This is a genomic window from Enterobacter sp. 6722112, assembly GCF_058661685.1.
The window spans coordinates 2,774,666-2,798,291 of record NZ_JBZWGR010000007.1; the positions used below are offsets into that span (position 1 = coordinate 2,774,666).

At 55.4% G+C, this 23,626-nt stretch carries 20 protein-coding genes; 8 read left to right on the plus strand and 12 right to left on the minus strand.

Translation table 11 applies throughout. The annotated features are described in order from the left end of the window. Positions 1-51 precede the first annotated feature (51 nt). The 4 genes from cdd (at position 52) to AC4OVU_RS14740 (ending at position 3,692) form a co-directional block, all read left to right on the plus strand. Positions 52-936 carry a cytidine deaminase gene (gene cdd, locus AC4OVU_RS14725; protein WP_110292795.1) on the plus strand — a complete coding sequence of 295 codons (885 nt, stop codon included), beginning with the start codon at positions 52-54 and terminating at the stop codon, positions 934-936. Between the two features lie 127 nt (positions 937-1,063). Then, entirely contained in the window at positions 1,064-1,774 is a 711-nt protein-coding gene (sanA, locus tag AC4OVU_RS14730) for an outer membrane permeability protein SanA (RefSeq protein WP_017383381.1), read from the plus strand. A gap of 134 nt (positions 1,775-1,908) precedes the next feature. Then, positions 1,909-3,258 (plus strand): type II toxin-antitoxin system HipA family toxin, encoded by a 1,350-nt coding sequence (locus tag AC4OVU_RS14735; protein ID WP_045333653.1) that lies wholly within the window; start codon positions 1,909-1,911, stop codon positions 3,256-3,258. Next, a complete protein-coding gene (locus tag AC4OVU_RS14740; RefSeq protein ID WP_045333654.1) occupies positions 3,255-3,692 on the plus strand; it encodes a helix-turn-helix transcriptional regulator in 438 nt (145 codons plus the stop codon). Before AC4OVU_RS14735 ends, AC4OVU_RS14740 begins: the two co-directional genes overlap by 4 nt. 38 nt (positions 3,693-3,730) lie before the next feature. On the opposite strand, the gene mglC is transcribed toward AC4OVU_RS14740, so the two are convergent. The 7 genes from mglC to AC4OVU_RS14775 all read right to left on the minus strand — a co-directional run bounded on the left by mglC (position 3,731) and on the right by AC4OVU_RS14775 (position 11,924). Continuing rightward, positions 3,731-4,741: a galactose/methyl galactoside ABC transporter permease MglC gene (gene mglC / locus AC4OVU_RS14745; protein ID WP_003859318.1), complete on the minus strand. Its 1,011-nt coding sequence runs from the start codon at positions 4,739-4,741 to the stop codon at positions 3,731-3,733. 15 nt (positions 4,742-4,756) lie between these two features. Beyond that, on the minus strand, positions 4,757-6,277 hold the full coding sequence (gene mglA / locus AC4OVU_RS14750) for a galactose/methyl galactoside ABC transporter ATP-binding protein MglA (RefSeq protein ID WP_003859320.1): 1,521 nt from the start codon (positions 6,275-6,277) through the stop codon (positions 4,757-4,759). A 79-nt stretch (positions 6,278-6,356) separates the two neighbouring features. Beyond that, positions 6,357-7,355, minus strand: coding sequence for a galactose/glucose ABC transporter substrate-binding protein MglB (mglB, locus tag AC4OVU_RS14755; protein WP_017383382.1), 999 nt, complete (start codon positions 7,353-7,355; stop codon positions 6,357-6,359). A gap of 295 nt (positions 7,356-7,650) precedes the next feature. Beyond that, a complete protein-coding gene (galS, locus tag AC4OVU_RS14760; protein ID WP_003859324.1) occupies positions 7,651-8,673 on the minus strand; it encodes an HTH-type transcriptional regulator GalS in 1,023 nt (340 codons plus the stop codon). A gap of 155 nt (positions 8,674-8,828) precedes the next feature. Next, positions 8,829-9,986, minus strand: a complete 1,158-nt coding sequence (gene yeiB, locus AC4OVU_RS14765) for a DUF418 domain-containing protein YeiB (protein ID WP_023304116.1) — start codon at positions 9,984-9,986, stop codon at positions 8,829-8,831. An 18-nt stretch (positions 9,987-10,004) separates the two neighbouring features. Further along, on the minus strand, positions 10,005-10,673 hold the full coding sequence (folE, locus tag AC4OVU_RS14770; RefSeq protein WP_015572317.1) for a GTP cyclohydrolase I FolE: 669 nt from the start codon (positions 10,671-10,673) through the stop codon (positions 10,005-10,007). Between the two features lie 102 nt (positions 10,674-10,775). After that, positions 10,776-11,924, minus strand: a complete 1,149-nt coding sequence (locus AC4OVU_RS14775) for a YbfB/YjiJ family MFS transporter (protein WP_017383385.1) — start codon at positions 11,922-11,924, stop codon at positions 10,776-10,778. Positions 11,925-12,061: 137 nt separating this feature from the next. On the opposite strand from AC4OVU_RS14775, the gene fghA reads away from it, so the two are divergent. Further along, positions 12,062-12,889: an S-formylglutathione hydrolase gene (gene fghA, locus AC4OVU_RS14780; protein WP_110292794.1), complete on the plus strand. Its 828-nt coding sequence runs from the start codon at positions 12,062-12,064 to the stop codon at positions 12,887-12,889. A gap of 267 nt (positions 12,890-13,156) precedes the next feature. Further along, positions 13,157-15,142 (plus strand): ligand-gated channel protein, encoded by a 1,986-nt coding sequence (locus AC4OVU_RS14785; protein ID WP_491928731.1) that lies wholly within the window; start codon positions 13,157-13,159, stop codon positions 15,140-15,142. 54 nt (positions 15,143-15,196) lie between these two features. On the opposite strand, the gene AC4OVU_RS14790 is transcribed toward AC4OVU_RS14785, so the two are convergent. Next, a complete protein-coding gene (locus AC4OVU_RS14790) occupies positions 15,197-16,666 on the minus strand; it encodes an amino acid permease (RefSeq protein ID WP_006811308.1) in 1,470 nt (489 codons plus the stop codon). Positions 16,667-16,846: 180 nt separating this feature from the next. Further along, positions 16,847-17,713 carry a DNA-binding transcriptional regulator YeiE gene (gene yieE / locus AC4OVU_RS14795; RefSeq protein WP_491928732.1) on the minus strand — a complete coding sequence of 289 codons (867 nt, stop codon included), beginning with the start codon at positions 17,711-17,713 and terminating at the stop codon, positions 16,847-16,849. A 97-nt stretch (positions 17,714-17,810) separates the two neighbouring features. On the opposite strand from yieE, the gene AC4OVU_RS14800 reads away from it, so the two are divergent. After that, the gene (locus AC4OVU_RS14800; protein ID WP_017383388.1) at positions 17,811-18,857 is read left to right on the plus strand and encodes a YeiH family protein; all 1,047 of its coding nucleotides are present in this window, start codon (positions 17,811-17,813) and stop codon (positions 18,855-18,857) included. Between the two features lie 64 nt (positions 18,858-18,921). Then, positions 18,922-19,779 carry a deoxyribonuclease IV gene (gene nfo, locus AC4OVU_RS14805; protein WP_017693043.1) on the plus strand — a complete coding sequence of 286 codons (858 nt, stop codon included), beginning with the start codon at positions 18,922-18,924 and terminating at the stop codon, positions 19,777-19,779. 74 nt (positions 19,780-19,853) lie between these two features. Here nfo and fruA read toward each other — a convergent pair whose 3' ends face one another. Genes fruA through fruB form a run of 3 tightly spaced genes read right to left on the minus strand, consistent with a single transcriptional unit; the run spans position 19,854 to position 23,624 of the window. Continuing rightward, on the minus strand, positions 19,854-21,539 hold the full coding sequence (fruA, locus tag AC4OVU_RS14810) for a PTS fructose transporter subunit IIBC (protein ID WP_110292793.1): 1,686 nt from the start codon (positions 21,537-21,539) through the stop codon (positions 19,854-19,856). 16 nt (positions 21,540-21,555) lie between these two features. Next, a complete protein-coding gene (gene fruK / locus AC4OVU_RS14815) occupies positions 21,556-22,494 on the minus strand; it encodes a 1-phosphofructokinase (RefSeq protein WP_006811313.1) in 939 nt (312 codons plus the stop codon). Continuing rightward, complete coding sequence (gene fruB, locus AC4OVU_RS14820; RefSeq protein ID WP_045341037.1) at positions 22,494-23,624, minus strand: fused PTS fructose transporter subunit IIA/HPr protein; 1,131 nt, start codon at positions 23,622-23,624, stop codon at positions 22,494-22,496. Before fruB ends, fruK begins: the two co-directional genes overlap by 1 nt. Between the last annotated feature and the right edge of the window lie 2 nt (positions 23,625-23,626).

Sequence of the window (23,626 nt, forward strand, 5' to 3'; positions counted from 1 at the left end):
GCCGTACGGCTCCGTACACTACCGATCCATTAACCTTGATGAGGCAACGTCATGCATCCACGTTTTCAAGCTGCTTTCTCTCAGCTTGCAGAGAATTTGCAATCAGCCCTGGCTCCGGTTCTGGCGGATGCGCATTTCCCCGCCCTGCTGACGGCAGATCAGGTCACGGCCCTTAAACAGGCAACGGAGCTGGACGAAGACGCGCTGGCTTTCGCCCTGCTGCCCCTTGCGGCTGCCTGCGCCCGCGCTGACCTTTCCCATTTTAACGTAGGCGCAATTGCGCGCGGCGTGAGCGGAACCTGGTACTTCGGCGGAAACATGGAGTTTCTTGGTGCGACCATGCAGCAAACCGTCCACGCGGAGCAGAGCGCCATCAGTCACGCCTGGCTGCGCGGCGAAAAAGCCCTGCGCGCCATCACCGTCAACTATACCCCTTGCGGCCACTGCCGCCAGTTTATGAATGAGCTGAACAGCGGTCTTGAACTGCGTATCAACCTGCCAGGACGCGCACCGCATACGCTGGGTGATTACCTGCCGGATGCTTTCGGCCCGAAAGATCTTGAGATCAAAACCCTGCTGATGGACGAGCAGGACCACGGTTATGCGCTCTCGGGAGATGAGCTGAGCGAAGCGGCCATTGCCGCCGCCAATAAAAGCCACACGCCCTACAGCAAATCTCCAAGCGGCGTCGCCCTTCAGTGCCGCGACGGCCGCATCTTCACCGGCAGCTATGCAGAGAACGCCGCATTTAACCCGACGCTGCCTCCGCTCCAGGGTGCCCTGAACCTGCTTAGCCTGAACGGGTATGACTACCCGGATATTCAGCGCGCAATCCTGGCTGAAAAGGCCGATGCGCCGCTGATCCAGTGGGACGCGACCGCAGCCACGCTGAAAGCGCTGGGCTGTTCAACCATCGACCGCGTGCTGCTGGCATAATCTGTTCGGCGGGCAGAGTTGCCCGCCAGTCTGACGAAAAACCCCTCAGTTGAATCGCTGTTTCTTGCGCTAACCAGGCGGGTACAGTAGCCTGAGGGAAATTTCATCATCGGTACGAGCCATCTGCATGTTAAAGCGCGTGTTTTACAGCCTGTCTGTCCTGGTCGGCATACTGCTGTTGATCGTGCTGGGTCTCGACCGCTGGATGAGCTGGAAAACAGCCCCCTACATTTTTGATGACCTACAGGATCTCCCCTACCGTCAGGTTGGTGTGGTGCTTGGCACCGCCAAGTATTACCGCACTGGCGTCATAAATCAGTATTACCGGTATCGTATTCAGGGCGCGCTGAACGCCTATAACAGCGGCAAGGTGAACTATCTGCTGCTGAGCGGCGATAACGCGCTGCAAAGCTATAACGAGCCGGTGACGATGCGCAAAGATCTGATTGCCGCAGGCGTCGACCCGGCCGATATCGTGCTCGACTACGCCGGATTCCGCACGCTTGATTCCATCGTGCGTACCCGCAAGGTGTTCGACACCAATGATTTCATCATCATTACCCAGCGTTTCCACTGCGAGCGGGCGCTGTTTATCGCCCTGCATATGGGCATTCAGGCGCAGTGTTATGCGGTGCCATCGCCAAAGGATATGCTGAGCGTGCGCGTACGTGAGTTTGGCGCTCGTTTTGGCGCGCTGGCTGACCTGTACTTATTCAAACGTGAACCGCGCTTTTTAGGCCCGCTGGTGCCGATCCCAACGATGCACGAAGTGCCGGAGAATGCACAGGGTTACCCGGCGGTAACGCCAGAGCAGTTGCTGGAAATTCAGAAGAAGTAATTCAGATCTACAATGCGTGATATAAAACGCATTACTCTCTTTTTAGACACCTAATGAGTGATATAAGTAGCAATACTTGTTTTTATCACTGACTATGAGTAATATTTTACACATTGTCGCGTTATGGAGGTGAGATGGAGACGTTAACCGTACAGGCATATCTGAACGAAACATGGACGGATATCGCTCTCATCAAATATCCAGGAAGTGAAAAAAATGACTGGAATACCACGCAGTTAGACTATCTCACTGAGTATGCGATTAATTTTCTCGACTATGATGATTTTCACGCAGTCTCAGTCAATCACCCTGTATCACTCTTTTTTGATGACCATGGCCAACCGGGCTGGCTGCGATTTATCGACGATATTATTCCCGCCGGAGCAAGCCGCCGTTACTGGATTAATGCGCTCGACATCAGTGAATTACCCGTTGGCCAGCAAAATTTCTTATTGCTGAAATTTGGCACAATGTCCCCTGTGGGGAATTTGCGCATAAAAGAATCCGTCCCAGAATGGAATAAATTCGCCAGCACTAAAACGTTTACGGTTGCGGACGTAATCGATCGTGCGGCCGATTTTCTGGATTATGCCCAGGAAAGAGGCGCGGCGGCGGGTGGTGCAACCGGTGCTGGCGGTGAAGCGCCTAAACTTTTGCTGCGCTGTAGTGAAACTGATGCCATCTGGATCGATACCTGGCAAAACGAGCCGGATAACCGGGACCGCTATTATTTGGTTAAATATCCACGCGGTAACAGGACAGAAGTTGATTGTAATATTCTGCGAGCTGAATTCCATTATTATCATGAGCTTAACGCGATGGGTTTTTCCACGATCCCAGTGGAAACAATGCGCCTTGAAGAAGGTAGCCATTACCCGTCTCTGTGGTTACCGCGTTTCGACATAGTGAGAAATGAGCAGGACCAACTGGTCAGGCTGGGTATGGAATCGGTGTATTCGCTATTACAAAAGGCACCCGGCACCCTCCTTGATCATGAGACAACGTTGCGCACGTTAATTAATAAAATCACCTCCAGCCATATGGTCCAGCAGCAGGGCTATCATTTTGATATTCCGGGATTTGTAACAGAATGGGTGCGTCGCGATCTGCTAAATATTATTTTTGGAAATAGTGACAACCATGGGCGAAATACCGCCTTTGTGAAGGCTGAAAATCAAATTATGCTCTCCCCTGTATATGACTTTGCGCCGATGAAAGCCGATCCTGAAGGGATACCAAGAACCCTGAAGTGGTCATTATCTTGCGAATCAGGAGGGGATTATAATTTCAACACTATCGCACAAACGCTGGCGGAGTGGATCCCTCCCACAACATTACTTGATGCTCTGCATGAAACAGCCGTTCAGCTTATTGATCTCCCGGAAAGGCTGGCGGCGCGAGGCGTTCCGGAACAGATAATGGAAATGCCCGCGATGGGTTTTCGCTACATCCCGGATAAACTTTCCCGTTGGGGTTTATTATGAAAACACCTAATGAAGCTGAATCAGAGCTTTTACAGACATTAGCTCAAGTACGCAGCGTAAATAAAAAGCGACATCATGACGAGGCGGAAGATCCGGACAAGCCATCGGTAGTGAAGAGGCAACGCGTTACACAAGGCTTAACGCGGATTAGTACTCTTGATCGCCAGGCTGTACTGCATGCAGCCATACGGGACATTTTGCTGGGGAAAATTACACAGGGAGAGGCGCTGAAAAGGCTCAGGGTCGAGGTGTTAGGGCTGAAGCAGGATGAATATGCAAAGCTGGTCAGCGTATCCCGGAAAACATTGTCGGATGTAGAAAATAACAGAGGCAATTATTCCGCTGACGTCATAAATAAAATCTTTAAACCCTTTGGGCTTCAAACCGGACTAGTGCCCGTTTCAAAATCGCTTATCGCTTCACTTTTCTCATAAAAAAACCCGCATCGCTGCGGGTTCTTTCATTCCAGCGCTTATTTCTTACGCGCGTACTTCAGTGAATCCAGCGCAACCGCGAAGATGATGATGGCACCCTTGATGATGTACTGCCAGTACGGGTTCACGCCGATGTAGGTCAGGCCGTAGTTGATAACGGTGAAGATGATCACACCGGTCACCACGCCCAGCACGGTCCCCACGCCGCCGCTGAAGGAGACGCCGCCAACCACGCAGGCTGCAATCGCATCCAGTTCGTACATAAAGCCGAGGTTGTTGGTTGCAGAGCCGATACGGCCCGCTTCCAGCATCCCGCCGAAGGCGTAGAAGACCCCGGACAGGGCGTAAATCATCAGCAGGTTCAGAGCCACGTTGACCCCGGACACTTTCGCCGCTTCAGGGTTACCGCCGATAGCAAAGATGTTTTTACCGAAGCGGGTTTTGTTCCACAGGATCCAGACGAACGCCACCGCAATCAGCGCATAGAAGGTGATGTAGGAGAGACGGAAGCTGCCCAGCGCAACAAACCCCTGCGTGAAGGTCGAGAAGCCGCTGTCGAAGCCAGAGATTGGAGACGCGCCGACGAAATCGTAGTACAGGGAGTTGATACCATAAACGATGATCATCGTGCCAAGCGTGGTGATGAATGGCGTAACGTTCAGGTAAGCAATGATGATGCCGTTAATCAGGCCAATTACCGCGCCGATGGCGCACACGATCAGGATCACCACGAAAATCGGCATGGTCGCCATCTCCGGGAACACCTTGTTGGCGTTTTCCATCGACTGCAACAGGGTTGCCGCAATGACCGCCGCCAGACCCACCTGGCGCCCTGCCGAAAGGTCAGTCCCCTGGGTAACGATAAGTCCCGCCACGCCAAGCGCGATAATAATACGTACGGAAGACTGGGTCAGAATGTTACTCAAGTTCAGCAGACTTAAGAACGTAGGGTCCTGGAAAATAATAATCGCCAGCAAGACTAAAAGAACAACGTAAATACCGCCTTCTTTCAGATAAGTGAGAAAACTTTTTTTATTTAACGCACTCATGAGGAGCCCCTGATCTTAAAGGTGCAAAGACGCAAGACGCAAAATTTCGTTTTGCGTTGTCGTTTTGGTTTCAACAATACCGGCAACGAGACCATTGCTCATAACCAGAATACGGTCTGTGATCCCTAACAATTCCGGCATTTCGGAAGAAATAATAATGATCCCTTTATCTTTTTTCGCCAGCTCGGCGATCAGCTGGTATATCTCAAATTTTGCACCCACGTCGATACCGCGCGTAGGTTCATCCAGCATCAGAATTTCAGGCTGGGTTAATAGCCAGCGACCAATAATGACTTTCTGCTGGTTCCCTCCCGAGAGTGAGCCAATTTGCGTGCGGTGGCCCGGCGTTTTCACGCGCATGGAGTCAATCACCCACTGGGTATCGCTCTTCATGCGGGAATTATCCAGCAGCCCGACTTTATTTTTGTAATTGCGAATATTAGAAATTAACGAGTTAAAGTTAATATCCAGATAAGCGTAAATACCGGTGGAACGACGCTCTTCCGTCACCAGCGCAAAGCCATTATTAATGGCTTCGTTGGCGTTGTGGTTGTTGATCTTCTTACCGTGCAGCGTAATGGTGCCTTCGGCTTTCTCACGGATACCAAACAGGGTTTCCACGATATCGGTGCGCTTGGCGCCCACCAGCCCTGCGATGCCAAGGATCTCCCCCTTGTGCAGATCGAAAGAGACATCGCGGATAGACGGCTGACGCAGCGAGGTCAGGTTACGCACCTCCAGAATCACTTCGCCTGGCTTGTTTTCTTTATCCGGGAAACGCTGGTTCAGAGAACGGCCAACCATCATGGCGATGATCTTGTCCATATCCAGCCCTTCCAGCGGCTGGGTGGCGATCCACTGGCCGTCGCGCAGGATGGTGATTTCATCGCACAGCTGGAAGATCTCTTCCATTTTATGTGAGATATAGACAATGCCGCAGCCGCGATCTTTCAGCTTACGAATAATGGTAAAAAGGTGGTTAACCTCTTTTTCCGTTAATGACGATGTCGGTTCATCCATGATCACGATTTTCGCATCATAGGAGAACGCTTTGGCAATTTCGATCATCTGCATCTGGGAAACGGATAATGTCCCGACGCGTGCGCGCGGGTCGATATCAATATCCAGCTCATCAAAAATGGCTTTGGTGTCGCGATACATTTTATCCTGATCGACAAAGACACCTTTGGTTGGATAACGACCCAACCACATATTATCCATAACTGAACGTTGCAGAACCAGGTTTAATTCCTGGTGTACCATCGAGATACCGTTCTCCAGCGCTTCTTTCGCTGAATGGAAGTCGATCTCTTTTCCCTGAAAAAGAATGCTGCCAGAATCTTTTTGATAGATCCCAAAGAGGCATTTTAATAATGTTGATTTACCCGCACCGTTTTCACCCATTAACGCATGAATAGAGTGTGGACGAACTTTTAAATTAACATTATCGAGCGCCTTAACACCGGGGAATGACTTGTTGACACCGGTCATTTCCAACAAGTATTCACCGGACGACTGAGTAGTTGTGCTGACCATAATTATACCTTGTTGGCCTCGCATATCGCGTTATAAAAGGGCGCAACGAATTGCGCCCAGTGAAGACAATGCAGATAACTTATTTACCGATAAACTCAGCCAGGTTGGACTGGTCTACGCCCACGTAAGGAACGCGAACGATTTTGTTGTCAATTTTCCAGTTAGTCCCGTCAGCGGCGCCTTTACCGTCGGCCAGGTTTTTCGCCAGATCGAAGGTGGCTTTCGCCTGGTTGTTGGCATCGTTCAGCACGGTACCGGCCATAGCGCCAGATTTCACCAGCGCCAGCGCTTCTGGCAGGGCATCCACACCGAACACAGGAATGGCGGACTTGTTGTGGGCTTTCAGGGCTTCAACGGCACCCATTGCCATCGCATCGTTGTTGGCGATGACCACTTCAATTTTGTTGGCGTTCGGACCAGAGAGCCACGCGTCCATCTTATCTTTCGCCTGAGCGGTGTCCCACATTGCGGTGTCTAACGCCAGCTGCTGGGTTTTCAGGCCCTTGTCGTTCAGCTCTTTAATAACGTAGGTGGTACGTGCTTCAGCATCCGGATGGCCCGGTTCGCCTTTCAGCAGAACGAACTGAATCTGACCATCTTTGTTCAGATCCCAGTTCGGGTTCGCCGCCCAGTGTTTCGCAATCAGATCGCCCTGGATAATCCCGGACTCTTTGGAGTCGGTACCCACGTAATACGCTTTGTCGTAGCTGTCCAGCGCCTTACGGGAAGGTTCTTTGTTGAAGAAGACAATTGGCACGTTCTGGCCGCGCGCTTTCTCGATCACCGTGCCTGCCGCCGCCGGGTCCACCAGGTTAATAGCCAGCGCTTTCACGCCTTTTGCCAGAAGAACGTCAATCTGATCGTTCTGTTTGGACTGGTCATTCTGGGAGTCATTCATCAGCAGCTGCACGTCTGGCGCTGATTTAGCATCTTTTTCAATTGCTTTACGCACAACGGACATGAAGTTGTCGTCGTATTTATAGATAGTCACGCCAATACGGGTATCCGCTGCGTGCGCTGCTGCGCCAAAAAGCATGCTTGCCATGACAGCAGACAGAGTCAACACCTTCTTATTCATGGTATCTCCGGTTTTTTTTATGCAGGGTAGTTCTTGTGAAAAACGGTCGGCGGGCAGAAGTTAATAAAACGTTACTGATCGCCGAAGTTCACTTATAAAATGTCCAGCTTCCGTGTTCGGTAACGCTCCAGAAATGCGTTTTATTCGTTGTTTGAGGCATGCTGGTAACGGTAAAAGTGAATAATCACCGTTACATTGTGTTTCAGCCCCTAAAACGCTGACATCATAGACAGCGGCTTGTTAAGATACTGTGAATTTACTCACAGATTGAAAACGGTTACATCACGTGATGTTATCAGTTAGTGATCGGAGCCACAGTTTGTCGGATAGCGACCGAATGGCGGCGTACTAAAGTCGGCATAAAACAATGCGTTGCGTCAGGATCTAACAGCCCTGCCGCCCCCTGTAACGCCAGCTCTGTCGCCAGTTTCGCCATCGACGCAATGGGGTAACGCACCGTTGTCAGCTGCGGATCGGTGTAACGGGCAATCGGGATATCGTCAAAGCCGATCAGCGATAAATGCTGTGGCACCGCAATGCCGTTGTCTTTCAGCGCGGTAAGCGCACCTGCCGCCATGCTGTCGTTATAGGCAAACACGGCCGTCAGCTGAAGATTACGCCCCAGCAGTTCCACCATTGCCGCTTCACCGCCCTGCATGTCCGGCGAACCGGTACCTACCCAGCTTTCCAGCGGCGCAATGCCCTGCTCTTTCAGGGCGTTTTGCCAGCCCTCGCGGCGCATCATGTCGTCTTCAATACCGTGGCTGGAGGCCAGATAACCAATGCGCTGATGGCCGTTGCTGATGAGCATCCGCGTCGCCATCATCGCGCCGCTGATGTTATCCAGACCGACGCAGCGGTGTGCATAACCGGGGACGATACGGTTGATCAGCACCATGCCGGGGATCTGCTCCATAAACCCGGCCAGCTCTTCATCGCTCAGGGCTTTAGAGTGCACAATCAGGGCGTTACAGCGCTGGCGGATCAGTACCTCAATGGCATAACGCTCTTTTTCAGCCTCGTGATAGCTGTTGCCAATCAGCACATATTTCTGGTGCTGCTGGGCAACGACGTCCACCGCTTTGACCAGCGCGCCGAAGAAGGCGTCCGACACGTCCATCACCACTACGCCAATGGTATCGCTGACCTGCGTCGCCAGCGCCTGGGCATTAGCGTTTGGCCGGTACCCCAGCTGGGTCACGGCTTTCATTACGGTTTCACGCGTTTCAGGGCTGACCAGCGCACTGTTGTTCAGCACGCGGGAGACAGTAGCAACAGAAACACCCGCCTGGCGGGCGACGTCACGAATGGTGATCATATTCACCACCCTTTAAAGGATTGCAGCAACTCACAGACACCCCCTGTGTTTAGCAAGGTGGCTATTCTGGCAGCGAGAGAGAGGAGACTACGTGAAGAAGCTCACACAGATGAAAACGCTTACATCCGTTTTGTTAATGATTGTGATCCAGATCGTTATCTGGATGTATTACGCAATGACACGCCCGAAGCACGGACGGTTAACCGTCGCCATGCCCATTCCAGCGGCCCCTGGCGGAAAAAACGCAGCCAGACAACCGAAAACACCACGTTAACAATCCAGACCGGAATAACAAACGCCAGCAGCGTCAGGCGGTCGAATTTCATAAACAGGCCGAATCGGTAGAAAAGCGTGGTGCATATCAGCGTTTGCAGGATGTAATTGCTTAACGCCATCCGCCCAACGCAGGCCACCGCACTGACGATCCACAGGCGGGAAAGCTGGGGCCAGAAGCCGTAGATCAGCGCCGCATAGCCAATAGTCTGGAACGGCGCGCTCAGTTCGCGCGGCACCTGCAACAGGAATGCACACCAGCGGTAATCCCACTGAAGATGCCACTGCATCATCACCGCCGGGAGGTTGATGATCACGCCGAGCAGCACCAGCCCTGCTCCCGTACGACGATAGTGTCGCAGGCTAAATTCCCCTTTCAGCCAGCCGGTGCGCATCAGGGCTGCGCCCATCAGCATCATCCCCGCCAGTTGCCAGCCGTATTGCGCGCCCAGCGCCAGCAGATTATCGCCGAGCATATCGGCCCGGTTGCCTATCGCTTCCATGCCGCCTTTCAGCTTCCAGAACTGCTCATATTGCAGGTTGGCCGCATCCGGGATCCATGAACGACTGGTGGAAGCATCGGCAATCATGCCAAGCAGCAATAACACGGTCAGTCCCATGACATAGAGCATCACGCCGGTATTAAACAGGCTTTTCACACCGGGCGCGTCGCGGATCAGCCGCCAGCAAATCAGCCCCACCAGACCATACGCGAGCAGAATATCGCCGTCCCAGAACAGCAGCCCGTGAATAAAACCGAGGATAACCAGCAGCGTTAAACGCGACTGGATCCAGCGCGTACCGCGTTTAAGGAGAAGCTGAAGTCCCGCGCCAAACAGAAGCGCAAAGAGGGTCAGGAATTTAACCTGTGCAAAGAGATCGAGGATTGCCCACGTCCAGGCGTCGCTGCGCGTGATGTCGCCATACCACGCAGGATTCAGATAAGCGGCCTTCGGCAGACCGAAGGCGCTGATATTCAGCAGCAGGATACCGAGAATGGCGACGCCGCGAACAAAATCGAGCGTGACGTTTCGCTCCATGGTCCCTGCCCTGTCTGATTAGTTGTGGTGACGCACGGCGCGCAGGAACTCCTGGCGGGTGTTCTGGCTCGATTTGAACAGGCCGCCCAGCGAAGTGGTGGTGGTTGCGCTGGTTGCATCACGCACGCCGCGCGCTTTCACGCAGTAGTGCACCGCGTCGATAGACACCGCCACGTTGTTAGTACCCAACAGAGTTTGCAGTGCGGTCAGGATCTGCTGCGTCAGACGCTCCTGCACCTGCGGACGCTGGGCAAAGAACTGCACGATGCGGTTGATCTTGGACAGGCCAATGACCGTATCTTTTGGAATATAGGCCACCGTCGCTTTACCATCGATGGTCACAAAGTGATGCTCGCAGGTGCTGGTCAGCGTGATATCGCGTACCGTCACCATCTCATCGACCTTCATCTTATTTTCAATGACGGTGATTTTCGGGAAGTTCGCGTAATCCAGGCCGGAGAAAATTTCGTCGACGTACATCTTCGCGATGCGGTGCGGCGTCTCCATCAGGCTGTCGTCGCTCAGATCGAGATTCAGCAGTTGCATGATCTCCGTCATATGGCCGGCGATCAGACTCTTGCGGGTATCATTGTCCAGCTCCTGCACGGGCGGGCGCAGTGGCGTTTCAAGACCGCGCGCAACCAGCGCTTCATGGACAAGGGCTGCTTCTTTACTGAGTGATGACATTCTTTTCTCCTGCAGGTGTGGCGTCTTTTGCCCTCGTTGTGGCAAAAGTGTGCGCTCATTGTGCGTGAGGCGACGCACATAATCCAGTATTCACGACGATAATTATTGCAATTGCTGTTGCCTTTCAGCCTGACGGTTCCAGACTAACGCTCCGCCAACGAACAGCGCGATCCCCGCCAGCCCCAGCGCAGGTTCCAGCCGATGTGTGAGCCAGGTCGACAGTGCCGACGTGACCGGACCCACCAGCTGACCAATGGCATACCCGGTGGTGAGCAGTCCCGCCATATAACGCGTGTGGTCTGGCGCCAGCTCGCGACCGTACAAAAGAGAGAGCTGCACGGCGCAGAGGAACCCGCCGCCCACCAGCAGCCCACCCGTCAGCAAGCCGCCTATGCCCGGCAGCAGCCAGGCCGCCAGCACGCCAATCCCCTGTAACCACAGAACAATCGCCAGCCTGCGGTTAGCGCTTGATGTATGCCGCAGGGCAATGCTGAGCGCAATTCCCACCACCGAGGCGGCGCCAAATATCGGCCAGACAAACTGGGCAAACAGGCTGCCGGGAAAACGCACCGCCGCCATTTGCGATAAAAAGGTCGCCGGGAGGATATAGCCGAACCCTGCCAGGCTGTAGCTCCAGACCAGACGCTTGAGATCTGCGGTCAGCAGCAGCGGTTCAGGCGCGGTACCGGGCCGATGGAGCTGCCCGGACCGCGGCAGGTAGCGCGCCACCAGCACAATCAGCACCAGCGCCAGTACGCCGTAGATTTGCCATGCCGCCCCGGCGGACAAGGATTTCGCCTGAATATAGACCGCCAGCAGGCCGCTCAGGGCGATGCCGGCCCCGGGTCCGGCAAAGACGGCCGCACTGAGTCCCGGTTTGCCCAGCTGCCCCAGCCGCTCGTTGGTCCAGGCGGCAATCAGCACCATCGACCAGCCGCTCATGCAGCCGATCACAAAGCGCAGCAGACCGTGAACAACGGCATTATCTGCCGCCGCGGAGAGCAGCGTTAGCGCCACCGCACCGGTGATGCCAAGCCAGAGACGCGTTTCAACGAAGCGATGGGCGCGCATGGCATCCCATGCCCCCACCAGATAGCCCAGATAGTTCATTGCCGCCACCAGCCCCGCGCTGGTAAGCGTGAGTTGCCCGGCGGCTATCATCAGCGGCACCTGAGGCGTGAAGGCGAAGCGCCCTATCCCCATCGCCACGACCAGAACCACAAATCCGCTGAGCGCGATACGCAGCGCCATGATCGCTCCAATTGTTAAAGAAAAGTAAATTTATGATGCAACATCTCGCCGTCCTGCGAAAGTGAAAGTTGCTCACAGGTCAATGAAAACTCTGTATTATGCGTTTTATGAATCGTCTTACCTTTAAGGAGCCCTGCATGGAACTGCTCGAAGAGCATCGTTGTTTTGAAGGTCGACAGCAGCGCTGGCGGCACGACTCCACCGCGCTGAATTGTGCTATGACGTTCAGCATTTTCCTGCCCCCTGCGGACAATCCACCGGTGCTGTACTGGCTTTCAGGCCTGACCTGCAACGACGAAAACTTCACCACCAAAGCGGGTGCCCAGCGTATTGCCGCCGAACTGGGCATTGCGCTGGTGATGCCAGATACCAGCCCGCGTGGCGATGACGTGGCCGACGATGCCGGATACGATTTGGGTAAAGGCGCCGGGTTCTATCTCAACGCCACGGAACAACCGTGGGCGAGCCATTACCGCATGTATGACTACATTCGCGATGAACTGCCTGCCCTGGTGCACTCTCAGTTCGCGGTCAGCGAGCGCTGCGCGATAAGCGGACATTCGATGGGTGGCCACGGGGCGCTGATAATGGCGCTGAAAAATCCGGGGAAATACACCAGCGTGTCCGCATTTGCGCCGATTGTGAACCCAACGCAGGTGCCGTGGGGGCAAAAAGCCTTTACGCACTATCTGGGTGAAGATGCAGAAAAATGGCAGGAATGGGACAGCTGCGCGTTGATGCTGGCGAGCGATTCGGTGAATGCGATCCCAATGCTTATCGATCAGGGCGATGCGGATCAGTTCCTCGCCGGACAGCTACAGCCTGCGGTGCTGGCGGAAGCCACGCGCCAGAAGGACTGGCCGCTAACGCTGCGCATTCAGCCGGGATACGACCACAGCTATTACTTCATGGCGTCCTTTATTGAGGATCATCTCCGCTTCCATGCGGAGCATCTGTTCAGATAAGTTCCGCCTTTTGCCCGGTAGCGCCTCCTGCCTACCGGGTCTTCCCCTCCCCCTCTTTACATACTTCTATCCGCTTGAATCCAGCCTGATTTCTGTCGCCGACACCCAAACACAAATGATTTCAATTATCATTTGTGTTTACAATTCTACATTCTTTTGTACAATTCCAGGCTCTTCTCCATCTCAAAGAGTTCTTACAAGACAAAAACATACAGTTCTCAGGGTTATCCCGATGGAGTTTTATTCATTTTTATACGGAATGTACAAATGACAATACCGCGCATTAAGCTCCTGGCCGTCGCCATTGGCGCTGCCACATGTTCCCCCTTCGTTCACGCAGCCGATCAGGACACCGTTGTCGTCACCGCGACGGGTTTTGAACAAAAGATCCAGAATGCCCCGGCCTCCATCTCTGTGATTTCAAAACAGCAGATTGAAGATAAAGCCTACCGTGATGTTACCGATGCCCTGAGAGACGTCCCGGGCGTTGTCGTCACTGGCGGCGGGAGCAGCAGTGATATCAGTATTCGCGGCATGGCCTCTCAGTACACCCTGTTCCTGGTGAACGGCAAACGCGTCAGTACGCGAAGCACCCGCCCCAACAGCGACAACTCGGGTATTGAACAAGGCTGGCTGCCGCCGCTGGAGTCCATTGAGCGCATCGAGGTCATCCGCGGCCCGATGTCCTCGCTTTACGGCTCCGATGCTATGGGTGGCGTAATTAACGTCATTACCAAAAAAGTCTCGAACACTAAAGCCTGGACCGGTTCGTTGCATGGCGATGCGACCTTCCAGGAAAACAATGATTCCGGCGATATCTTCCAGACCAACGCCTACGCTTCTGGTCCCCTGATCGACGGACTGCTGGGCGCAAAAGTGACGGGGCTGTTGTCACGCCGCGCAGAAGATAAAATCGTGAACGGCTATAACGAGCAGAAAATGCGTAACGGTGGCATTACGCTGAACTTCACGCCGGACGAGAAGAACGATTTCGACCTCGACTTTGCTCGCGAGCTTCAGGACAGAAACAGCACCCCGGGGATGTCGAAAGCGGCTGAAACCTGCCGGGGAACAACCTGTACGCCAAATACCAAAAGCGACTCGCGCTATGAGCACACGACCTACTCCTTAACGCACAGCGGGTATTACGACGACTTCAATACCACCAGCTATATCCAGCAGGAAGAGACCAATAATCCAGGTCGCAAAATGCGCTCCTATAACACCACCTTCAACAACCAGAACCAGATTTTCCTCGGCGATCATACGTTGACCCTCGGCGGGCAGTATCGTTATGAGAAACTGCGCGACAAGGGTAATCAGCTGGAAGCTGCTGACGGACTGAACAAACTGACGCGCTGGAGCTGGGCCCTGTTTGCCGAAGATGAATGGGCAATGACGGAAAGCTTTACGTTGACCGGCGGCCTGCGTATGGACAAAGACCAAAACTACGGTACTAACTGGACGCCGCGCGGTTACGGCGTATGGCACCTGGCCGATCAGTGGACATTAAAAGGCGGGGTTTCGGCTGGCTATCGTGCGCCGGATCTGCGTCAGTCGTCTGCCAGCTGGGGCCAGGTAACGGGTGGCGGCCGTCTTGACGGTATCATCGTTGGCAACCCGGATCTGAAACCAGAGAAGAGCCTGAGCGAAGAGCTCGCCCTGCTCTGGGATAACAACGATAACCTGAATGCCGGCGTAACGCTGTTTAATACCGACTTCAAGGACAAGATTACGGAAGTTCGCCGTTGTAACAGCAGCGCCGATCCCGCCTGTACGATTGGCGATCACAGCTATGATTTCGTCAGCGATCGCGTCAACGTGGACAAAGCCAACATGCGCGGTGTGGAGTCCTCCTTCGGGTGGAAAATCACGCGCGATGTGAACTGGACTGCAAACTACACCTATACGGAGTCTGAGCAGAAGAGCGGCCAGTTCTCCGGCAAGCCACTGAACAAAATGCCGAAACACATGTTCAACACCACCCTGGACTGGCAGGCGACGCCAGATGTCGGATTCTGGAGCCGTCTGAACCTGCGCGGTAAAACGTCTGAGTACCTGAGCCGCACGTCAATGTCCCAGGGTACGCCGTCCTACACTCAGGTTGATGTCGGTATGCGCTACAACGCCAACAAAAACCTGCTGGTTACTGCCGGTGTGTATAACGTGCTCGATAAGCAGATTGATTACGATACGTATGACACCGTGCTGGATGGCCGTCGCTATACCGTCGGCATGACCTACAACTTCTGATCTGCCCATAAAAAAGCCCGCTCAACTGAGCGGGCTAAAAGAGAGGAAGTGCGGTTATTGTTTAAATCGTTCCGGGAAATCCATTTCACTGTAGCGAACGAAGCGTGTTCCTTTCGTCAGTTTGTAGCCAAACCAGATGATCAGGAACAGCGGAATGCCAATATAGGTGGCCGTGACGGCGCCCCAGTCAATGGTGTCCGCAAGGAAGGCCTCATAGTTCTGACCCAGGGTAATAATCAGGCACAGAACGAAGGCGAAGATCGGCCCCAGCGGGAAGAACCCTGACCGGTACGGCAGATTATTCAGATCATGACCCTGCTTGACGTACCCGCGACGGAAACGGTAGTGGCTGATGGCAATGCCCAGCCAGGCAATGAAGCCCGTCATACCAGAGGTGTTAAGCAGCCACAGGTAGACCGTCTGATTGCCGAACATGGAGGTCAGGAAACAGAGACCCGCAATCACCGTGGTCGCATACAGCGCGTTGCGCGGCACGCCACCGCGAGACAGTTTCGAGAAAATACGCGGCGCTTTACCGTCGCAGGCCAGGGTGTAGAGCATGCGGGTGGAGGCGTACATCCCGGAGTTACCCGCAGACAGTACCGCCGTCAGGATCACCGCGTTCATCACCGCCGCGGCAGAGAGCAGACCCGCGTGCTGGAAGACCAGCGTGAACGGGCTGACGCTGATGTCTTTCACATCGTTACGCAGCAGGCTTGGGTCGGTATACGGAATAATCAGGCTGATAATCAGGATCGCGAACACATAGAACAGCAGGATACGCCAGAACACCTGACGCACCGCGCGCGGAATGTTCTTCTCCGGGTTTTCGGATTCACCGGCCGCGATACCAATCAGCTCGGTACCCTGGAAGGAGAAGCCGACAATCATCGCCACGCCAATCATCGCCGAGAAGCCCCCGGCAAACGGCGCATCGCCTATAGTCCAGTTACTCCAGCCCGCCGGTTCAGCCCCTTTGAAAATACCAACGATCATCGCCACACCGACGACGATAAAGATGATGACGGTTGCCACTTTAATCAAAGAGAACCAGTATTCCGCTTCGCCAAAGCCGCGCACGGAGATGTAGTTCAGCAGGAAGATGACCGCCAGGAACAGGGCGCTCCAGATCCAGCCTGGCGTGTCCGGGAACCACCAGGTCATCACCAGCTGTGCCGCGACGAGGTCAACGGCGATGGTCACCGCCCAGTTGTACCAGTAGTTCCAGCCCAGCGCGAAGCCGAAGCCTTCCTCAACGTATTTTTGTCCGTAGGTCGAAAACGAACCAGACACCGGCATGTATGCCGCCAGTTCACCCAGGCTGGTCATCAGGAAGTAGACCATCAGGCCAATCAGAATATAAGAGAATAATGCCCCACCCGGGCCGGCTGCCGAAATTGTTGCGCCAGAGGCAACGAAAAGACCCGTACCGATGGAGCCGCCAATGGCGATCATCGTCAGGTGACGCGCCTTAAGTGCGCGACGTAGCGCGGGCGCTTCTGTGGTTTTAGTTTCTGAAACCATGTGAAAATGCTGTCCATTCAATAAATGAGGCGCGATTGTAGCAGACGATCTGCGTTGCTTCCGGCAGAAATGCTCAGTTATAAGAGAGCTTCATGACTCGGCCAGGATTATAAGTAAAGCATAAAAATGTGGGGTGATAAGCGCACATAGCCCCGGTAAGCGAAGCGCCACCGGGGAACGTTAAATGGCGCAGTAGCGCAGAAAACGCTGGAGCGAGCTGGAAAGGTGTTTCTGACGATGATGGATGCACCACAGCGTGCGCACCAGCTTCGGCAGCGGAACGGGGATCTCAACCAGAGAGCCGGTTTCCAGCTGTTCGGCAATCACCCGTCGGGAAAGACAGCTAATGCCCAGGCCATGACGCACCGCATGCTTAATCGCCTCGGAGTTACCTAACTCCATCCCTAACTGGAACTGCGGCAGATGGGACAGCAGCAGATAATCGACAATCTTACGCGTGCCAGAGCCCTGCTCTCGCAGGATCCACTGCGCCTGCGCCAGACGCTCCAGCGTCACCTCGCCCTGGAGTAAAGAAGAGGCCGGGGAGGCAAACACCACCAGCTCATCCTCAAGCCAGGGTTCCGCAATGATATCCACGTTGTGGCACGGCCCTTCGATAAGCCCGATGTCCACGCGGAAATCGATCACCGCGTTGATCACGTCCTGGCTGTTGCCGACGCTCATTTCCAGCGGCAGGGTCGGAAAATCCCGGCGGTAGCGGGCAATCACTTCCGGCAGGATGTAGTTACCGATCGTGCTGCTGGCGTAGACGCGAATAGCGCCGTTGTCCTCGCGGAACAGCTGTTCGATCTCCGTTGCCTGCTCCAGCAAGGCCAGGGCACGCGGGTACAGCAGGCGGCCATGTTCGTTCACCACCAGCCGCTTTCCTACCCTGTCGAAAAGCTGAACGCCCAGTTGCCCTTCAAGATCGGTCAAGGCCGCGCTAACGGCGGACTGCGAGAGCGCCAGCATTTGTGACGCCTGGGTTGTCGAGCCGCTTTTCAGCACCTCGGCAAAAACTTCCAGCTGACGCAATGTAATGTGCATGGTTGCTTACCACTTATAAAGATTGATTATAAATATATAATCAATTTTATTTTTAAGCCAGAGCGCCGTAACCTTTAGCCAGACAAAGGAGAAGGTTATGTCAGAAATCACCTTACAACATCATCGTACAGTGTGGCACTTCGTGCCGGGTCTCGCGCTCAGCGCCGTGGTTACCGGCGTGGCTTTATGGGGCGGGAGTATACCGGCGGTTGCCGGCGCAGGGTTCAGCGCCCTGACGCTGGCCATTCTGCTTGGCATGGTGGTCGGGAACACCGTTTATCCACACATCTGGAAATCCTGCGACGGCGGCGTGATTTTCGCCAAGCAGCATTTATTACGTCTCGGGATCATCCTTTATGGCTTCCGTCTCACCTTTTCGCAGATTGCGGATGTCGGTGTCAGCGGGATTGCCATTGACGTCCTGACCCTTTCGAGCACCTTTTTACTGGCGTGCTTTATCGGCCAGAAGATCTTTGGGCTGGACAAACAGACCAGCTGGCTGATCGGTGCGGGTAGCAGCATCTGCGGCGCGGCGGCGGTACTGGCAACAGAACCCGTCGTTAAAGCCGAAGCCAGTAAAGTCACGGTTGCCGTCGCGACGGTAGTTATCTTCGGTACGCTGGCGATCTTCCTGTATCCGGCCATGTATCCGCTGGTGGCGCACTGGTTTAGTCCGGAAACCTACGGCATTTATATCGGCTCAACCATGCACGAAGTGGCGCAGGTGGTGGCGGCAGGTCACGCCATTAACCCGGAAGCGGAAAACGCGGCGGTCATCGCCAAAATGCTGCGCGTGATGATGCTGGCCCCGTTCCTGATTTTCCTCGCGGCGCGGGTTAAACAGCTTGCTCCGGCAGGCGGCAGCGAGAAAAGCAAAATCACCATTCCGTGGTTTGCGATCCTGTTCATCGTGGTCGCTGTCTTCAACTCTTTCCACCTGCTGCCAAAAGCGATGGTGGATATGCTGGTGACGCTGGATACGGTCCTGCTGGCGATGGCGATGGCGGCGCTGGGCGTCACCACACACGTCAGCGCGCTGAAAAAAGCCGGCGCGAAACCGCTGCTGATGGCGCTTGTGCTGTTCATCTGGCTAATCGTTGGCGGTGGTGCGATTAACCTTGCGGTACACAGCCTGTTGGCATAAACCATCTCGTCCTTCTCCTGTTAACCCGCTATCATAGGCATTTCGGGTTAACAGGAGTCTTTTTATGAAATATGTTGGAGCGCACGTCAGCGCTGCCGGTGGCCTTGCGAATGCCGCCATTCGCGCCGCCGAAATCGAGGCGACCGCTTTCGCCCTGTTCACCAAAAACCAGCGCCAGTGGCGCGCCGCAGCGCTCACCGCTGAAGTGATTGATGATTTCAAAGCCGCCTGTGAGAAATACCACTATGGGCCTGGCCAAATCCTTCCCCATGACAGCTACCTCATTAACCTCGGTCACCCGGTTGCCGAGGCGCTGGAAAAATCCCGCGAAGCGTTCCTGGATGAGGTTCAGCGCTGTGAACAGCTGGGGCTGACGCTGCTGAACTTCCATCCCGGCAGCCATCTGATGCAGATTGACGAAGACGCCTGTCTGGCGCGCATCGCCGAGTCCATCAACATGACGCTGGATAAAACCCAGGGCGTGACGGCGGTGATTGAGAATACCGCCGGTCAGGGCAGCAACCTCGGCTTTAAGTTTGAGCATCTGGCGGCGATCATCGACGGCGTGGAAGATAAATCCCGCGTGGGGGTGTGCATCGATACCTGTCACGCCTTTGCCGCCGGCTATGACCTGCGCACAACCGAGGCCACGAAAAATACCTTCGAGGAGTTCGAGCGTATTGTCGGTTTTAAATACCTTCGCGGTATGCACTTAAACGATGCGAAAAGCGCGTTCGGCAGCCGCGTTGACCGCCACCACAGCCTGGGCGAAGGCAACATCGGCCATGATGCGTTCCGCTTTATCATGCAGGACGCCCGCTTCGACGGTATTCCGATGGTGCTCGAAACCATTAACCCGGATATCTGGGCGGAAGAGATTGCCTGGCTGAAGGCGCAGCAAACCGCTGAACAGGCGGCATAAAAAAAGCCGGGCTGCTTACGCACCCGGCTTTTTTTGTAGGTCGGGTAAGGCGAAGCCGCCACCCGACACCTCTTTTAGGCTGCTTTTGCGACCACTTCCGCTTCCGGGCGCTTCAGCACCGCGTAAGACAGGCCTGCCACCAGCGTACCGGCAACAATCGCCAGCAGATAACCCAGCACCGGCGTGATGGCGCCAGGGATGAGCAGGACGAACAGACCGCCGTGCGGCGCCATCAGTTTCGCACCTACCGCCATGGAGATAGCCCCCGTCACCGCACCACCCACGATACAGCACGGCAGAACACGCATTGGATCGCGTGCCGCAAACGGGATTGCGCCTTCGGTGATGAAGCACAGGCCCAGCACCAGCGCCGCTTTACCGCCTTCCTGCTGCGCTTTATCGAACTTACGGCGGGCAATAATCGTCGCCAGACCGAGCGCCAGCGGAGGCACCATACCGGCCGCCATGATCGCCGCCATCGGCGCGTAGGTCTGGGTACTCAGCAAGCCAACGCCAAACGCATATGCCGCTTTGTTCACCGGACCACCCATGTCGGTACACATCATACCGCCGAGGATTGCGCCCAGCAGCACCGCGTTCGCCGTCCCCATGGTTTGCAGCCAGTGGGTCAGACCTTCCAGAATGCCCGCGACCGGCTTACCAATCAGGTAAATCATCGCCAGACCGACCACCAGGCTGGAAATCAGCGGGATGATCAGGATAGGTTTCAGCGCCTCCATACTCTGCGGTAGCTTCAGCTTCGAGCTGATCAGCTTCGCCACATAACCGGCGAGGAAACCGGCAATGATACCGCCGATAAAGCCAGAACCGGTGCTCACGGCGAGCATACCGCCGATAAGACCCGGCGTCAGACCCGGACGGTCAGCAATGGAGAAGGCGATAAAGCCCGCCAGCACCGGCACCATCAACGCAAACGCGGAGCCGCCGCCAATCTGCATCAACGCGGCCGCCAGTGTGCCCGGCTCTTTAAACGCCTCGATACCAAAGGCGAAGGAGAGCGCAATACACAGGCCGCCCGCCACCACCATCGGCAGCATGTAGGACACGCCGGTCAGCAGGTGACGATACGCGCCCGCAGACTCTTTTTTCCCTTCGGTCGCAGTTTTAGCCGCACCGGTTGCCTGATACGGTTTGGCTTCTGCCAGCGCCTTATCAAACTCCTGCGCGGTCTTCTTCAGCGCCAGGCCGGTAGAGGTACGGTACATCGGCTTGCCGGCAAACTTCGCCAGATCCACTTCGATATCCGCCGCCACAATCACCAGATCGGCTTCCGCCACCTCTTCCGGCGTGATGGCATTGCCCGCACCAACAGAGCCGCGGGTTTCAACCTTCACCCACCAGCCACGTTTTTTCGCTTCGGTTTCAATGGCTTCAGCCGCCATAAAGGTGTGCGCCACACCTGTCGGGCAGGCCGTTACCGCAACAATGCGTTTCGGCCCAGCGGCGGCAACCGGCGCCGCCTCAACAGGTGCGCTGTAAACCGTCGCATGACCTTTTGCTTCGCTCAGAAACAGTTCAGGGTATGCCACCGCGCGATTAATATCACCCAGCCACACTTTTTTGCCGTTCAGGGCGCTGTCAGCGGGGATTTTGTCGCCCAGAACAATCGCCATTTCAGCATCACCCGGGTTATCAATGATATCCAGATGCGCTTTTTGTGCCGCCGCGCCCAGCAGGGTCTTCGCCATATAGGCACGAGCCTGTCCGAGACCGGAGTCAATGATCAGCAGCGTTTTCATTATTCCTCTCCTGCTGTTAGTTAAAAGGTTTTAAGTCAACGCGCGCCATCATCGCGGCTAACTGGGTACGATCGGTAATACCGACATTGCTCTGGCTCACGGCCAGGGCCGCAACGGCGGTAGCAAGACGTAAGGTATGTTCACTGGATTCGCGCATCAGCAGACCGTAGATCAGGCCGCCAACCATCGAATCCCCGGCACCCACGGTGCTGACCACCTCCATTGAAGGCGGTTTGGCAATCCATTCCCCGGAGGCGTTAACCCACAGGGCACCTTCTGCACCCAACGAAATCACCACGTGAGCGATACCCTGCTCACGCAGCGCATGGGCAGCGTCAATCACATCCTTTAATTCTGGCAGCTTACGGCCCGCCCAGATCTCCAGTTCGCGGCGGTTAGGCTTAACCAGCCATGGCGAGGCTTTCAGACCGGCGACCAGCGCGTCGCGGCTGCTGTCGAAAATAATGCACGGGCACTGGCTGCGCAGGCGCGTCATCCAGTCGGTGAACGCTTCCGGGCTGACGCCGGACGGCAGACTGCCGCTGACGCACACCATGTCAAACTGGCCCAGCCAGCTCAGGGAATCGGCAACAAAGCGCTCCCAGTCAGCCGGGGTCACTTCGAAGCCCGAGAAGTTCAGATCGGTCACTTCACCGTCTTTCTCGGTCAGCTTAACGTTGATGCGGGTACGGCCCTGCACAACCTGAAAACGGTTAGCGATGCCCAGTTCACTGAACAACTGCTGAAAACCATCCTGGTTGTCTTTACCGAGGAAGCCGCCTACGGTGACGTCGATGCCGAGATCTTTCAGCACCTTCGCCACGTTAATCCCTTTTCCTGCGGCATGCAGGCCGGTCGTCCGCACCAGGTTGACTTCGCCACGCTCAATTTCCGGGCAGAAACCCACCAGATCGTAAGCCGGGTTCAGCGTAATGGTCGCAACACGTCTGCTCATTATGCGCCCTCCCCCAGACCGGCCGCGATGGCGTCGCCAATCGCTTTCAGCGCCTGTTCAGCATCCGCACCCTGCGCGGTAAAGCGCAGACGATGGCCTTTCTTCACGCCCAGCGCGACAACTTTCATCAGGCTGCGCCCGTTGGCTGGTTTACCCGAACCGTCCAGATTGGTCACGGTGATCTCACTTGCAAATTGTTTAATGGTATTCACCAGCATGGTGCCCGGACGGGCATGCAGGCCGTGTTCGTTACGCACCACGTACTCTGCGCTCAGCAGGTTATCCGTCAGCGCATCGTCGCTGGTCAGCAGGGCCAGCACCGTCGCCGCGTCTGCGTTCAGCAGTTTTTCAGCTTTATTGTTCAGCAGCAGATCGCCCAGACGCTTCAGCACGGATACCGGCTGATCGTCCGCCATGGCAACCGTTACCAGCATCGCGGCGCGTTCGCCGTCTGTCTCAAAGGCAACCGCAGCACGGCTGACCGCGATAGCGCTACGCAGGTTGCCTTCCGCACTGTCGTTCAGCCAGATGCCCTGACCCAGGTTTAATGGCTTATCATTGATGGCGCGCGTCACAAAAGTGGTATCTGCCGCTCCCACTTCTTTCAGGCGGGCCGCGTTCAGCGCCTGGAGCGTCAGCAAATCGGACGCAACGACGTCCAGCGTCAGGGTTTCATTATCCAGCTTCAGCGCTTCGCTCTGTTTTTCGCCCATCAGCAGGGCACGCAGCTCTTCAGCAGTGGTGGCGGATTTAAGCTGTTCCGCGACGGCATCATCGCTCAGCACGTGCGTCAGCTGACGCAGCAGGCCCAGGTGTTCGTCACCGCTGGCCGCGATGCCGATCGCCACATAAGCCACCTGACCCTCGCCCCACAGCACGCCCTGCGGGAACTGGAAGACCTGCACGCCGGTTTTCAGCACCTGATCGCGGGTGTCCGTGGTGCCGTGCGGAATTGCAATACCGTTACCGAGGAAGGTGGAGGTCTGCTGTTCACGCGCCAGCATGCCGTTGACGTAGCCGTCAGCCACGTTGCCAGCCTGCACGAGCGCAGCGGCGACCTGGCGAATAGCCTCTTCTTTATTCCCGGCCTGTTCGCCCGGGTGAATATCCTGAACAGATAACTGGAACATGA